General features: G+C 72.8%; 15 protein-coding genes and 1 pseudogene. 9 read left to right on the top strand and 7 right to left on the bottom strand.

Annotated elements, in window-relative coordinates:
• The first annotated feature begins 168 nt into the window (after positions 1-168).
• The 4 genes from IEY96_RS10200 (at position 169) to IEY96_RS10185 (ending at position 2937) form a co-directional block, all read left to right on the top strand.
• Positions 169-483 (top strand): hypothetical protein, encoded by a 315-nt coding sequence (locus tag IEY96_RS10200; protein ID WP_189194559.1) that lies wholly within the window; start codon positions 169-171, stop codon positions 481-483.
• Entirely contained in the window at positions 480-1028 is a 549-nt protein-coding gene (locus tag IEY96_RS10195; protein WP_189194558.1) for an STAS domain-containing protein, read from the top strand. Before IEY96_RS10200 ends, IEY96_RS10195 begins: the two co-directional genes overlap by 4 nt.
• Positions 1029-1072: 44 nt before the next feature.
• On the top strand, positions 1073-1363 hold the full coding sequence (locus IEY96_RS10190; protein WP_189194557.1) for a BON domain-containing protein: 291 nt from the start codon (positions 1073-1075) through the stop codon (positions 1361-1363).
• Positions 1364-1494: 131 nt separating this feature from the next.
• Positions 1495-2937, top strand: coding sequence for a cellulase family glycosylhydrolase (locus IEY96_RS10185; protein ID WP_189194778.1), 1443 nt, complete (start codon positions 1495-1497; stop codon positions 2935-2937).
• Between the two features lie 44 nt (positions 2938-2981).
• On the opposite strand, the pseudogene IEY96_RS10180 reads toward IEY96_RS10185, so the two are convergent.
• Positions 2982-3884, bottom strand: a pseudogene (locus IEY96_RS10180) (AurF N-oxygenase family protein).
• A gap of 49 nt (positions 3885-3933) precedes the next feature.
• On the opposite strand from IEY96_RS10180, the gene IEY96_RS10175 reads away from it, so the two are divergent.
• From IEY96_RS10175 to IEY96_RS10160, 4 genes are all read left to right on the top strand, one after another.
• Positions 3934-4650, top strand: coding sequence for a TetR family transcriptional regulator (locus IEY96_RS10175; protein WP_189194556.1), 717 nt, complete (start codon positions 3934-3936; stop codon positions 4648-4650).
• Positions 4647-4922, top strand: a complete 276-nt coding sequence (locus IEY96_RS10170) for a DUF4873 domain-containing protein (protein WP_189194555.1) — start codon at positions 4647-4649, stop codon at positions 4920-4922. Before IEY96_RS10175 ends, IEY96_RS10170 begins: the two co-directional genes overlap by 4 nt.
• 27 nt (positions 4923-4949) lie before the next feature.
• Positions 4950-5585 carry a YdcF family protein gene (locus IEY96_RS10165; protein ID WP_189194554.1) on the top strand — a complete coding sequence of 212 codons (636 nt, stop codon included), beginning with the start codon at positions 4950-4952 and terminating at the stop codon, positions 5583-5585.
• Between the two features lie 121 nt (positions 5586-5706).
• A complete protein-coding gene (locus tag IEY96_RS10160; protein ID WP_189194553.1) occupies positions 5707-6471 on the top strand; it encodes a glycosyltransferase family 2 protein in 765 nt (254 codons plus the stop codon).
• Here the strand turns inward: IEY96_RS10160 and IEY96_RS10155 are convergent.
• From IEY96_RS10155 to IEY96_RS10135, 5 genes are all read right to left on the bottom strand, one after another.
• Positions 6431-7204: an SDR family oxidoreductase gene (locus IEY96_RS10155; protein ID WP_189194552.1), complete on the bottom strand. Its 774-nt coding sequence runs from the start codon at positions 7202-7204 to the stop codon at positions 6431-6433. The genes IEY96_RS10160 and IEY96_RS10155 overlap by 41 nt on opposite strands.
• A gap of 4 nt (positions 7205-7208) precedes the next feature.
• Positions 7209-7331 (bottom strand): 50S ribosomal protein L36, encoded by a 123-nt coding sequence (locus tag IEY96_RS10150; protein WP_091265774.1) that lies wholly within the window; start codon positions 7329-7331, stop codon positions 7209-7211.
• A 215-nt stretch (positions 7332-7546) separates the two neighbouring features.
• Positions 7547-8857: an RNA-guided endonuclease InsQ/TnpB family protein gene (locus tag IEY96_RS10145; protein ID WP_189194551.1), complete on the bottom strand. Its 1311-nt coding sequence runs from the start codon at positions 8855-8857 to the stop codon at positions 7547-7549.
• Between the two features lie 295 nt (positions 8858-9152).
• Positions 9153-10472 carry an extracellular catalytic domain type 1 short-chain-length polyhydroxyalkanoate depolymerase gene (locus tag IEY96_RS10140; protein ID WP_189194550.1) on the bottom strand — a complete coding sequence of 440 codons (1320 nt, stop codon included), beginning with the start codon at positions 10470-10472 and terminating at the stop codon, positions 9153-9155.
• Positions 10473-10669: 197 nt separating this feature from the next.
• Positions 10670-11260, bottom strand: coding sequence for a TetR/AcrR family transcriptional regulator (locus tag IEY96_RS10135; protein WP_189194549.1), 591 nt, complete (start codon positions 11258-11260; stop codon positions 10670-10672).
• A 47-nt stretch (positions 11261-11307) separates the two neighbouring features.
• Between IEY96_RS10135 and IEY96_RS10130 the strand changes: the two genes are divergently transcribed.
• Positions 11308-11856 (top strand): GNAT family N-acetyltransferase, encoded by a 549-nt coding sequence (locus IEY96_RS10130; protein ID WP_189194548.1) that lies wholly within the window; start codon positions 11308-11310, stop codon positions 11854-11856.
• On the opposite strand, the gene IEY96_RS10125 is transcribed toward IEY96_RS10130, so the two are convergent.
• Positions 11853-12836, bottom strand: coding sequence for an NAD(P)-dependent alcohol dehydrogenase (locus tag IEY96_RS10125; protein WP_189194547.1), 984 nt, complete (start codon positions 12834-12836; stop codon positions 11853-11855). The two genes, IEY96_RS10130 and IEY96_RS10125, sit on opposite strands and share 4 nt — an antisense overlap.
• Between the last annotated feature and the right edge of the window lie 109 nt (positions 12837-12945).

Raw genomic sequence — 12945 nt, 5'->3', positions numbered from 1 at the left:
AGCCGTTCCCGCCGTTTGTCACACAACTGTCATGGAACCGCGCGGCGACCTCCAAGATCCCTGCACAGAGTGGGAGCCGAACCGGAGACCCGTCGAGAAAGACGACCAGATGACGTTGCCGCCGCCAGCCCCACCGGAAGGCGCCGTGCCGCTCCTCGGGGAGGGGTCGTGAACGCCGGCACCCTGCTCGGAGCCCTCGTGGTGGGGCTCGCCGTCGGCGCCGTGGGTCGCCTGGTCGTGCCGGGGCGTACGGCCGCGCCGGTCTGGCTGACCCTCGCGCTCGGGGTCGCCGCCGCGCTGCTCGGCGCGATCGTCGTGGGCCTCGTGGACACCGGTCCCGCCCGGCCGGCGGTGTGGCCACTGGTCGTGCAGTCGGGGTTCGCCGCCGTCGCGGTCGTGCTCGCCGTGCTGGCCGCCGGGCGCCCGCCGGCCGGGAGGGAACCGCCGCCCCGACCGGGCGCGCGGCGGAGGGAGGGATCGTGACGGTCGTACCGGCGGAGCACCTGATGATGCTCATCTGCGACGGCTGCGGTGACAGCGTCACCGGCACCGGCTGCACCCTGCCGGACGCCGAGGTGGTCTGGACGCTGGTGTTCGAGAACGACTGGGTCGGCTCACCCTTCGCCTCCGGGCCGCACCACTGCCCGCGGTGCAGTGTCCGGACCACGGTGGACGACGGGGGCCTCGGCGTCGACGACCTGGACGACGTCGGCGGGGAGCCGGCCGTCACCGAGGTCGACCACGCCGATCCGGTACGCCGGGCACTGGCCGAGGCCGTCACGGTGGGCGACCGGGTGCTTGTCGACCTCACCGAGGTCGAGGTGATCGACTCGGCCGGGCTCGGGCTGCTGGTCCGCGCCCACCGGGAGACCCGGCAGGACGGCCGGCGGCTCTGCCTGGTGGCGCCGTCCCGGTTCGTGCGCACCGTGCTGCACACCATGCGGCTGGACGGGGTCTTCCCGGTCTTCGACAGCCGCACCCGGGCGCTGAGCGGATCGGGCGGGGCGACGCGACCGCGTCCGGCCTGAGCCGCCCGACGGAGAATCGTGAACGAGCAGAAGGAGCCCGACAGATGGTGATGCCCTGGCCGTACCCCGACTTCCCGTTCACCGGGGACGGGCCGGCGCCCGACGGTGCGGACGTGCGGCTGGCCGCCCTGGTGGCGCAGCGGTTGAGCGTCGACTGGACCACCCGGCGGCAGCAGATCACCGTCACGGTCCAGAACCGGGTGGTGATCCTGTCCGGGCTGGTGGCCGACCCGGAGACCCGCCGGGCGGCCGGCGAGCTGGCCTGGGACGTGTCCGGCGTGTTCGACGTGTGCAACGCACTCCGGCTGCGCTCCGGGCGGCGCCGCGGCCGCTGACCGGTTGCACGGATCGGCGTCCGCCTCTACCCTCGGCGTGGGAGCGCTCCCGAGGCTGCCGCGTCGGACTTTCCGGGCGAGTTCACGACGGGCACCGTCCAACCACCACCCACCAGATGGGACGATCCCGCATGTTCTCGATCCCCCGCCCGTCCCGGCGGCACCTCCTCGTAGGCGGCGCCGTCGGTGCGCTCGCCCTGGCCGCGACGGCCGTGCTGCCGTCGACGAACGCGATGGCGGCGACCGGCTGCGCCGTCACCTACACCACCAACTCCTGGCAGGGCGGATTCACCGCCACGGTGACCGTGAAGAACCTCGGCGACCCGGTGAACGACTGGACCCTGGGCTTCAGCTTCCCCGACGCCGGGCAGCGGGTCGTCCAGGGCTGGTCGGCGACCTGGCAGCAGAGCGGCAGCGCGGTCACCGCGCGGAGCATGAGCTACAACGGCTCCCTCGGCACCGGGGCGAGCACCACCGTCGGCTTCAACGGCTCGTGGACCGGGGCCAACCCGGCCCCGACGGCGTTCACCCTCAACGGCACGGCCTGCACCGGCGGGACCACGCCGACCACGCCGCCGCCGACCACCACTCCCCCACCCACCACCCCGCCCCCGACCACCCCGCCGCCCACCGGCACCACCCCCGTGGCGATCAACGGCCAGCTGCGGGTCTGCGGGGTCAACCTCTGCAACCGGTACGGCCGGCCGATCCAGCTGCGGGGCATGAGTTCCCACGGGTTGCAGTGGTTCGCCAACTGCTACAACGACGCCTCGCTCGACGCGCTGGCCAAGGACTGGCAGGCCGACCTGTTCCGCATCTCGATGTACGTGCAGGAGCAGGGCTACGAGACCAACCCGACCGGCTTCACCAACCAGGTCAACAGCCTGGTGGACAAGGCCGAGGCGCGCGGCCTGTACGCGCTGATCGACTTCCACACGCTGACCCCGGGCGACCCGATGTACAACCTGGACCGGGCCAAGACCTTCTTCGCCGCGGTCTCGGCCCGCAACGCCGCGAAGAACAACGTCATCTACGAGATCACCAACGAGCCGAACGGCGTGAGCTGGTCGACCATCAGGAACTACGCCGAGCAGGTCATCCCGGTGATCCGGGCCAACGATCCGGACGCCGTGGTCATCGTCGGAACCCGGGGCTGGTCGTCGCTGGGCGTGTCGGAGGGCGGCAACTCCGACGAGATCGTCAACAACCCCGTCCGGGCCGACAACATCATGTACACGTTCCACTTCTACGCCGCTTCCCACAAGGACAACTACCGCAACGAGGTGCAGCGGGCCGCCTCCCGGCTGCCGCTGTTCGTCACCGAGTTCGGCACGGTGACCTACACCGGTGACGGCGCGGTCGACACGGCCAGCAGCACGGCCTGGCTCGACCTGCTGGACCGGCTGAAGATCAGCTACGCGAACTGGACGTACTCCGACGCGAGCGAGGGCAGCGCGGCGTTCCGGCCGGGCACCTGCGCGGGCGGCACCTACGCGGGCACCTCGGTGCTCACCGACTCCGGGAACTTCATGCGCAACCGCATCCGCACCCCGGACAACTTCCCCACGTCCTGACCGGCGCGACCGGCGGCGGCCCTCCCCGGGCGGGCCGCCGTCGGTCAGTCTTCGATGAGGCCGGCGCGGCGCCAGAGCAGCCGGCCCGGCCCGGCGACCAGCCCCAGCTCGGTCAGGTGCTCGGCGATGCGCTGGGCGGACCAGCGCAGGGTGGCCCGCCAGTGCGGGTTGGCCCGGGCCGCGGCCACCCCGGCCGCCGGCGGGATGCCGACCGCCGCGTACGCCCGCGGGTTGACCAGGCGGCGGGTGATCGAGTACGCGGCCCGCCCGATCACCAGACGCGCGTAGGCCAGCCCGACCGGGCCGGCGGCCTCGACCTGACGGGCCAGTTCGTCCCGGGCGAAGCGCACGTGCCGGGCCTCCTCGACCACGTGGATCCGGGACACCATCCGGATCAGCGGCTGGATCGACTCGTCGGCCATGGCCTCCCGCTGGAACGCGTCGAGGATCTCCTCGGCGATGAGGATGGCCGCGTACATCCGCGGGCCGGTGGCGGTGGCCTTGAGTCAGCGCCCGAGCAGGTGGTCGAACGGGTCGGCCCGGTAGACCGGGCAGCCCATGGCCTCGATGAGCCGACCGAACATGATGGAGTGCCGGCACTCGTCGGCGACCTCGGTGAGCGCGTACTGGGCGTGCCGGCTGGTGGGGTCGGCGTCGTAGTAGTGCCGGATGAGCATCTGCATGAGGATCGTCTCGAACCACAGCCCGGCGCTCGCCGCGCTGGCCACCTCGTGCTTGGTCAGCTCGATCCGCCGCTCCTCGCTCAGCCCCTCCCACAGCGCGGTTCCGTAGAGGCTGCTGCGCTCCGGCGGCATCCAGTACGCCCCGGGGACGTGCGGCGCCGACCAGTCGATGTCGACGACGGGGTCGTAGCTCGTGCGGACCGAGGCGGCGAGCAGGCGGGTGGCCACCGCCTCGCGCGGGAATCCGGCCGGCGTCCCCTCCATGGCCCCTCCACAGTTGACGTAACTTCAAGTAACTGTTACGAGTGGTAGCATGCGACGCACCTCCACGGATGTCAATGCCCCGGACGCCCCGCCGGAGCCGCCCGAGGCCCGGCCCACCGGCCGGCGGGACCGCTGGGCCGACCACCGCGAGCAGCGGCGGCAGGAGCTGATCGGGGCCGCCGTGCAGGCGCTGCTGCGGCACGGGCCGACCGTCGACATGGACCAGGTGGCCGCCGCGGCCGGGGTCAGCAAGCCGGTGCTCTACCGCTACTTCGCCGACAAGGCGCAGCTCTGGCTGGCCGTCAGCGAGGTGGTGGCGGCAAGGGTGGTCGACGCCGTCGCCCCCGCCGTCGAGCGGGTCCGCGAGGAACGCGCGCTGGTCGAGGCGACCATCGACGCCTACCTGAGCGTCATCGAATCGGAGCCGACGCTCTACCGGTTCCTGCTGCACGAGGCCGGGCACCCCGGCATCCAGCAGGTGGTGGCCGGCACCAGCCGGCAGGTGGCCGCCGGCCTGGCCCGGGTGATCGGCGACCGGCTGCGCGCGCTCGGGCTCGACGCCGGTCCCGCCGAACCGTGGGCGTACGGCCTCGTCGGGTTCGTGCAGGCGGTCGGCGACTGGTGGGCCACCCACGGCCAGCCGATCCGCCGGGCCGCGCTCACCGACTACCTGACCACCCTGCTCTGGAGCGGCATCGAGGGCGTCCGGCGCAGCGCCGACCTGCCCCGCGAACTGACCCGCGCGCACGAGCGGATCGAGCGGTGAGCTGGCAGGGCCCGGCGGAGATCGCCGGCACCGCCGTCCGGCTGCACGCCAGCGGCCGCTGGGAGCCGGTCGACGGGCGCTACCACTGGGCGGGGCGGATCGAGCCGGAGCCCCGGATGCTGCGCCTGCTCCGCTCCGGCCGGCGCGACGTCGAGGTCCGGGTCGGCGAACGGACCGTCCGGGGCCGGCTCGCCGAGGCCGACCCGTGGGGCGGGGTACGCATCACCGGCGTGGGCGAGCCGCCCTGGCCGCCCCGCGCGGACGAGGACTGATCCGAGAGCCCGCGTACCGTGGGTCGGATGACGCCGACCGCCACCGTGCTGCTGGTGTTCGGCCGCGGGGTGGTCGCGGGCGACGACGGCTACCGGCTCACCGCGGAGAGCGCCGCCCGGGCCCGGGCCGCCATCGGCTACGTCCGCGCGCACGTGACCGAGTTCCGGCGGGACGCCGGGGCGCGGGTGGTGTTCACCGGCGGCTGGCCGCACGGTCCCGCCGGGGCGCCCGGCCCGCCGGCCGGGTGCCGGGAGGGCGAGCTGATGCTGGCCCTGGCCCGCGCCGCCGGCCTCGACGGGTACGCCCGGCTGCACGCGGAGACCCGGTCCCGCACCACCCTGCAGAACCTGGCGCACACCGTCCAGGACGGACTGCTCGCCGGGCAGGTCCACACCCCGGCCCGGCCGCTCGGGCTGGTCTCCCACCCGTGGCACCTCCCCCGGATCCGGTTCCTCGCCGGCAAGGTGCTCGGGCTCACCGGCGCCGCGCTGCTGGACGTGCCGGTGACCGGCCCCGACCCGGTGCCCGCCCGGCGCGAGCGGGCCGCCCGGGCGGCCAGCCGCCTGTGCTACCTCGGCCTACGTACCCCGGAGGCGCTGCTGCGCCGGGAACGCGACCTGGCCCGTTCGGCGGAACGCGTCACCGGGCTGTTCCGCCGCTGACCACGGTGGATCCGCCGCCGCTGGGCGAGGTGGATTCGCCGGCCGGTGGCACGGGTAAGGACGGACGTCGATCGGCCCCGGTGAGCGGGCCGGCGGGCGACGGGTCACCCCGGGAGGTTCCGTGATTGTGCTGGTGCCGGTGTACCGACCCGGGGACGGCCTGCCGCGGCTCGTCGGCGACCTCACGGCCGCGCTGACCGCGGCGCACGTGCTGATCGTCGACGACGGCAGCGGCCCGACCGCGGCCGGGGTGCTCGCGGCGGCCCGCGACCGGGGCGCCACCGTGCTGCGGCGCCGGATGAACCGGGGCAAGGGGATCGTGCTGAAGACCGGCTTCCGGTACGTCGCCGTCCACCACCCGGGACGCGACGTGGTGTGCGTGGACGCCGACGGGCAGCACCTGATCCCGGACGTCGTCCGGGTCGCGGACCGGATGCGCGAGACCGGCGCACTGACGCTGGGCGTCCGCCGGTTCGACGGCGAGGTGCCGCTGCGGAGCCGGTTCGGCAACGCGATGACCCGGGCCGCGTTCCGCCTCGCCACCGGCCGTCGCGTCCGGGACACCCAGACCGGGCTGCGGGCGTACCCGGCCGGGCTGCTCGGCTGGCTCCGGGCCGTGCCCGGCGAGCGGTTCGAGTACGAGATGAACGTGCTGCTGCACGCGTCCCGGGCCGGACGCCCGATCGAGCAGGTCCCGATCGCCACCCACTACCAGGCCGACAACGCCTCGTCGCACTTCTCCTCGCTGACCGACTCGGCGCGGATCTACGGGCCGCTGGTCCGGTTCGCCGCCGCCCGGCTGCTCACGCCCGCTCGTCACGCCGGCGACGCCGCGCCGGGCAAGGTCACGTCGTCGCGTCCCACACTTCCGACTCGAACTCCCTGAGCTGCCGGCGGAGCTCCTCGGGGTAGGCCGTCCGGAACGGGTGCCGGTCGGCCGGAATCACCCGGACCAGCTCCTCGACCATCTCCCGCGGGTCGCGCTGGTGCTCCAGGTAGTCGGCGAAGTCGGGCCGGTCCAGCAGGGCGGTCGAGGAGTCCCACCACTGGAACATCGCCTCGACGCCGGTGTCGTTGTACCCGGTCCGGTAGGGGCCGGGGTTGACGACGGCGACCCGGACGCCGCGCGGTTCGAGTTCGCCCTTCATGGCCCAGGCCAGCGCCTCGATGGCGTGCTTGGTGGCGGCGTAGACGCCGACGAACGGCCGGGTCCGGATGCCGACCGCGGAGGACACCCAGACGACCTTGCCGGCGCCCCGCTCCAGCATGGGCGGCACGAGCTTCTGCGCGAGGTGCAGGTGACCGAAGACGTTCACCTCGAAGGACCGGCGCACCCGGTCCATCGGGATCTCCACCACCGCCCCGGCCTCCTGGACGCCGGCGTTGAGCACCAGGATGTCGGCCCGGTGCCGTCGGGCGGCGGCGCGGTCGGCCGGGTCCGTCACGTCCAGCTTGATGGCGTCGAGAGTCACGCCGGCGCGTTCGGCCTCGGCGCGCAGGTCGCGCACCTGGGGCCAGATCTCGGCGCCGGCGATGACGTGGTGGCCGGCCCGGGCCAGTCCGAGCGCCGCGCCCCGGCCGAGGCCACTGCCGGCCCCGGTGATGAGGATGTCGGCCACCCGGTCAGCCCTGGCGGGCCTTCTGTCGGGGATCGGCCTTGTTGAGCACGAAGACCTTGCCCCGGCGGCGTACCACGATCGAGTTGGCCTTGCGCTTCAGCGCGCGCAGGGAGCTTCGGACCTTCATCCCGCACCTCCGTTCCCGGTGGTAACCCCGTTCGGGGTCGCGTACCCGCCGGGGCCACGGTCATGTGCGGGGCCGGTGCGGCGGGTTCCGCCGCCGCCCCCGGTCCGGTTAGGCATAGCTGACCACGTTTACGGGGAGGGTGTTCGTGCCCTGCGCCGTGCCGCCGGTGTCGTTGATGACGTAAGTGATCGACCCGTTGCCGCCGGGCGAGACGGTTAGTAGGCCGTCGAACCGCACTCCCGTCCTGATGGGCTACGGTCGGATCGACGTTGAATTGACGTTCCCTCCGCCTCAATTGACGGGGCTCCCTCCACGCTGCATGCGGGAAACTGCGCAGCATCCGGGTGGATTTCTGCTTCTTCGCGCGGTGCCGGCACGCGTGCCGGTCTTACCTGCGCTCCACAGACGTTTAGGCTCTCGGCGCGTCCCGCCGCGAGCACGTTGACCGCCGCGTTGACGTCCCGATCGTGGGCTGCCCCGCACGGGCAGGCCCACGACCGGACGCCCAACGGCTTCGGTCCGTCGACCCGCCCGCACGACGAGCAGGTCTGCGACGTTGGCGCGAACCGATTGATCCTCGCGAAGGCGCGCCCGTACCGGGCGGCCTTGTACTCCAGCATCCCAAGGAATGCCGCCCAGCCGGCGTCGTACACGGACTTGGCCAGCCGGGTTCGGCCTAGCCCGACAACGCACAGGTCCTCCACGTACACCGCTTGGTTGTCGCGGATGATCCGTGTGGACAGCTTGTGCTGCCAGTCCCGCCGGGTGTCGGCCACCCGGGCGTGTGCTCTGGCGACCTTGGCAACAGCCTTCTTGCGGTTGTTGCTGCCCCGCTGTTTTCGGGACACACCCTGCTGCAACCGACGCAGCTTACCGGCAGCGCGGCGCAGGAACCTCGGCGCCGCGACCTTCGTTCCATTGGACAGAACCGCGAAATGGGTCAGCCCCAAGTCGATGCCCACCTCGGCATCGACCGGTGGCATCGGCTCGCCGGCAACGGCCACGACGAACGAGGCGAAATAGCGGCCGGCAGCATCCTTGATCACTGTCACTGACGTGGGTGCAACCGGCAACGGCCGTGACCACCGAACTATCACCTCCCCGACCTTCGGCAGCCGCAGTCGCCCATTGGCCAACACTGCAAAACGGGAATTCCTGGTGAACCGAATCGCCTGCCGGTTGTCCTTCCGAGACCGGAACCGCGGCGGCGCCACCCTGCGCCCCTTGCGCTTGCCGGACAACGAGGCGAAAAAGTTCCGGTATGCAACATTCAGGTCTGCGAGGGCCTGCTGCAGCACCACGACCGACACCTCGCCAAGCCATGCCCGCTCTGAAGTGCGCTTGGCCTCGGTGATGATCCGCTTCGACAGGGCGCCATCCGACAGGTATGCCTCGCCCGCCTCCCGTGCCTGCTGTCGCGCGCGCAGCCCATCGTTGAACACCACCCGAGCACACCCGAACGCCCGCGCCAACGCCTGCTGCTGACCCAAGTCCGGATAGATGCGGTAGCTGTACCGAAGCTGCACACAGGACAAATTACCGATGGCCTACGACAGCCTGCGCGAAATCCAACCGGCGGACACCAAGTCCCTGGGGGTGAGCTCGTCGGCTCAAGCGAGGGCTTGCGACGTTCGGACCCTCGTGCTTCCGATGGCTGAGGTTGCTGCCGATGGCGGGCCATCCGGGAACGACAGCGAGGAAGTGGCGGGCCAGCTCGCGTGAGGCTTTCGCGCCTTATGGAAGTCCATCAGTAAGCGGGGACCGGGGCATAACGGTGGCGGCCGCCTGGGATGGTGTTCCAGGCGACCGCCGCAGACACTGTTAGGCGACCGTGCAGGCGGTGCCGTTGAGGGTGAAGGAGGTGGGCTTGCCGGTGTTACCGGTGTGGGTGGCCTGGAAGCCGATGTCCACCGAGCCGTTCGGCGCGATGGTCCCGTTGTAGGAGACGTTGCGGGCGGTCACCGCTCCGCTGGTCGGGGCGTACGTGGCGTTCCAGCCGTTGGTGACGGTCTGCCCGGCGGGCAGGGTGAAGGCGAGGCTCCAGCCGTTGACCGCCGTGGCGGCGGTGTTGGTGATCGTGACGGACGCGGTCAGCCCGGTGTTCCAGGCGTTCACCGCGTACGCGACGCGGCACCCGCCGGACGGCGGCGGCGTCGTGGGCGGCGGCGTGCTGGGCGGGGTGCTGGTCGGCGGCGGGCTCGTGGGCGGCGTGCTGGTGTCCAGGCCGAAGAACCGCACCGCCTGGGCCGCGTCGACCGGCAGGTTGTGCGAGACGCCCTGCATGCTGATCGCCTCGACCGTCGCGGTGCCGCCGGTGCCGCCGTACCTCGTCCGGGTGTAGCCGGACTGCGGGCTGTCGGTGTACGAAGGCGTCTGGCTCAGCCCGTTCACGTTGGTCCACTGCTTGATCTCTTCGGTGAAGTTCGGGTAGCGCAGGGTCTCGTCGTTGGTCCCGTGCCAGACCTGCATCCGGGGCCGCCGCCCGCTGTACCCCGGGTACGCGTTGCGGACCAGGTCACCCCACTGCTGCGGGGTCTTCACGACCTGGCCGTTGGCGCACTCGCTGTTCCACTCCGAGCCGTTGGTGGTGGCGAAGCAGCCGAAGGGCACGCCGGCGAAGGCCGCGCCCGCGCTGAACACGTCCGGGTAGAGCCCGAGCAGCACGTTGGTCATCATCGCGCCGGACGAGACGCCGGTGGCGAAGATCCGGTTCGGGTCGACGGGGTACCGCTGCCGCACGTGATCGACCATCGACTTGATGCCCACCGGGTCGCTGCCGCCGTCGCGGCGCAGCGCCTGGGGTGAGGAGACGTCGAAGCACTGGCTGCTCCGGGTCACCGAGGGGTAGACGACGAGGTAGCCGTACCGGTCGGCCAGCGCGGCGAACTGGGTGCCGGAGTACATGGCCGGCCCGGAACCCGTGCAGTAGTGGTTGACCACGAGCAGCCCGGGACGCGCCGCGACGGTGTCCGGGACGTACAGGTACATCCGCAGGTTGCTCGGGTTGGCCCCGAAGTTCGTCACCTCGGTCAGCGCGGCCGCCGCGGCGGGGCCGGGGACGGTGACCGCCGCCAGGGCGGCCAGCCCGGCGGCGACCACGGCGGCGCCGAGCAGTCTGAGTCTTCTCCTTCTGGGCAGCATGGCATCTCCTCAGGTGGTGGGGACGCCGCGCAGCGCAGGCGCGCCCGCGGCGTGCTCGCCGGCGAGGCGCCTTCGACGGCGGCCCGGACCCTCGGAGACGAGATAGATGACCGCAAATTGGTGCGGTCGGATCGGAGTTTAGGCGGCGGCCACCGGGGCCGACAACAAGTTCCGGAAACGCTCGGTCCGGCTGCCGGTCAGGCCGGGAACAGGTCGGCGAGGAAGCGGTCGAGCAGCGCCACCTGCCGGGGCGCCGGGAAGGCGGCCGGGTCGAAGAGCGCCTGGACGACCAGGCCGTGCGCGAAGGCCGCGCAGGTGGCCGCCAGGTCGTCGGGGTCGGCGCCCGGCCCGGCGGGCGCCCCGCCCAGCGCGGCGTCCACGTGGGAGCGCAGCCGCGCCCGCCACCGGTCGTAGCGGCGGCGCTGGTCGGCGGCGAACTCCTCGTCGGCGAGCGCGCCGTCCCAGTAGCTGACCCAGACGCGGCTCATCACGGTCGCCTCGTCGGTCAGCGGCAGGACGTCCAGTAGGGCGGCGCGCAGCGCCGGCCGCCCCTCCCCCGCCGCGGCATGGCGGTCGCGCGCGTCGGTGTGCCGCTCGGCAACGTCGACGGCGTGCCGCACCAGGGCCCGCTTGTTCGGGAAGTAGTGGGTCAGCAGCCCGGTGGAGACACCCATCTCGGCGGCCACCGCGCGCAGGGTCAACCCGCCGAAACCGCGGGTGGCGAGCACCCGCCAGACCGCCGCCGAGACGTCGGCGCGGCGGGCGTCGTGGTCACCTCGTGCCGGCACACCCGCTACAGTACATAACAAACGTTCGGTACGCACCTTGGAGCGACATGTTCTCCCTTCCCCTCACCGACCGCGCCGCCCTGCACCCGCTCGCCCCGTGGCAGGCGGCGGAGTTCGCCGACTTCGTGGCGCGCACCCGTACCCACCTCGCGCCCTGGCTCCCCTGGGCGCACACCGTCACCGACACCGACGCCGCCCGCGCCTTCCTCCAGCGCTACGCCGACGCCCAGGCCCGCGACGCCGGCTCGATCCACGGCATCCGGCTGGACGGGAAGCTGGTCGGCGGCACCCTGTTCCGCACCTTCGACGCGGCGGCCGGGGTCTGCGAGATCGGGGTCTGGCTCGCGCCGGAGGCCGAGGGGCACGGGCTGGTGACCCGGGCCGCCCAGCGGATGATCGACTGGGCGCTCGTCGAGCGTGGCCTGGCCCGGGTGGAGTGGCGGACCGTCCCGCACAACGCGCGCAGCCGGGCGGTGGCGCAGCGGCTGGGCATGACCCGCGAGGGCGTGCTGCGCGCCGCGTTCCCCTTCCTCGGCGAACGGCTCGACATCGAGGTCTGGTCACTGCTGGCCACCGAGTGGCGTGCCGGCGCCTAGACCGTGATGACGACCTTCGCCCGCGCATGCTCGCCTTCGAGGTACCGGATGGCCCGGGGCACCTCGTGGAGCGGATAGGTCCGGTCGATCACCGGGGTGAGGCGGCCGGCCTCGGCGTGGGCGCGGAGCGTGTCGAGGTGCTGCCGGCCGGGCGCCGTCGCCAGTGCGACGATGCGCTGCCGGACGAAGGGCGCCAGCAGCCGCCCGCGCGCGATGAGCCAGACCGGCCCGACGAGGCTGCCGCCGCGGTACACGCCGCCGCCGGAGAGCACCAGCGTCCCGGTCGGGGTCAGCGCCCGCCGCAGCGCGGTGAGCGAGCGGTTGCCGACGAGGTCGAACACGACGTCGTGACGGCCGGTGTCGCGGGTGAAGTCGTCGCGGGTGTAGTCGACGACGTGGTCGGCGCCGAGTGAGCGGACCAGGTCCACGTTGCGGGTGCTGCACACCCCGGTCACGGTCGCGCCGAGCACCTTGGCCAGTTGGACCGCCAGGGTGCCGACGCCGCCGGAGGCGCCGTTGACGAGCACCCGGTGACCGGGCTGCACCTGCCCGGCGTCGCGCAGCCCCAGGAGCGCGGTGACGCCGGCCAGCGGCAGGGCGGCCGCCTGCTGCGGCGTCAGGTTCCCCGGCCGCGCGGCGACCAGGGTCTCGGGCACGCGCACGTACTCGGCGAACGCGCCGTCGGCCTCGCCGAGGTCGCCGAAGACGGCGTCACCCGGGCGCACCTCTCGGACGTGGGCGCCGACGGCCTCGACCCGGCCGGCGAAGTCCCGGCCACGGACGCGCGCCCGGGGCTTCGACCGGCCCATCGCCAGCCGCGCCAGCCGGGGATCGCCGCGCATGGCGTGCCAGTCGTACGCGTTCAGCGCGGCGGCCTCCACCCGCACGAGCACCTCGTCGGCGGCGGGCACCGGCGTGTCCACCTCCGCGAGCGTGAGCGTCTCCGGGGGCCCGTACCGGTCCTGGACGATCGCCTTCATCTTGCCCTCCCTCAGTGTACGGCGTACACCTCATGGGAAACACGGTAGGTGTACGCCGTACACCCGTCAAGGGCGTTATGGTTTTCACCGCCGCCGGAAGACGAGGATC

It is taken from the genome of Micromonospora fulviviridis, assembly GCF_014648395.1.
Taxonomy (GTDB): Bacteria; Actinomycetota; Actinomycetes; order Mycobacteriales; family Micromonosporaceae; genus Micromonospora; species Micromonospora fulviviridis.
Note: the sequence above shows the minus strand (reverse complement) of the source record. Positions and strands in the feature narration are given on the sequence as shown.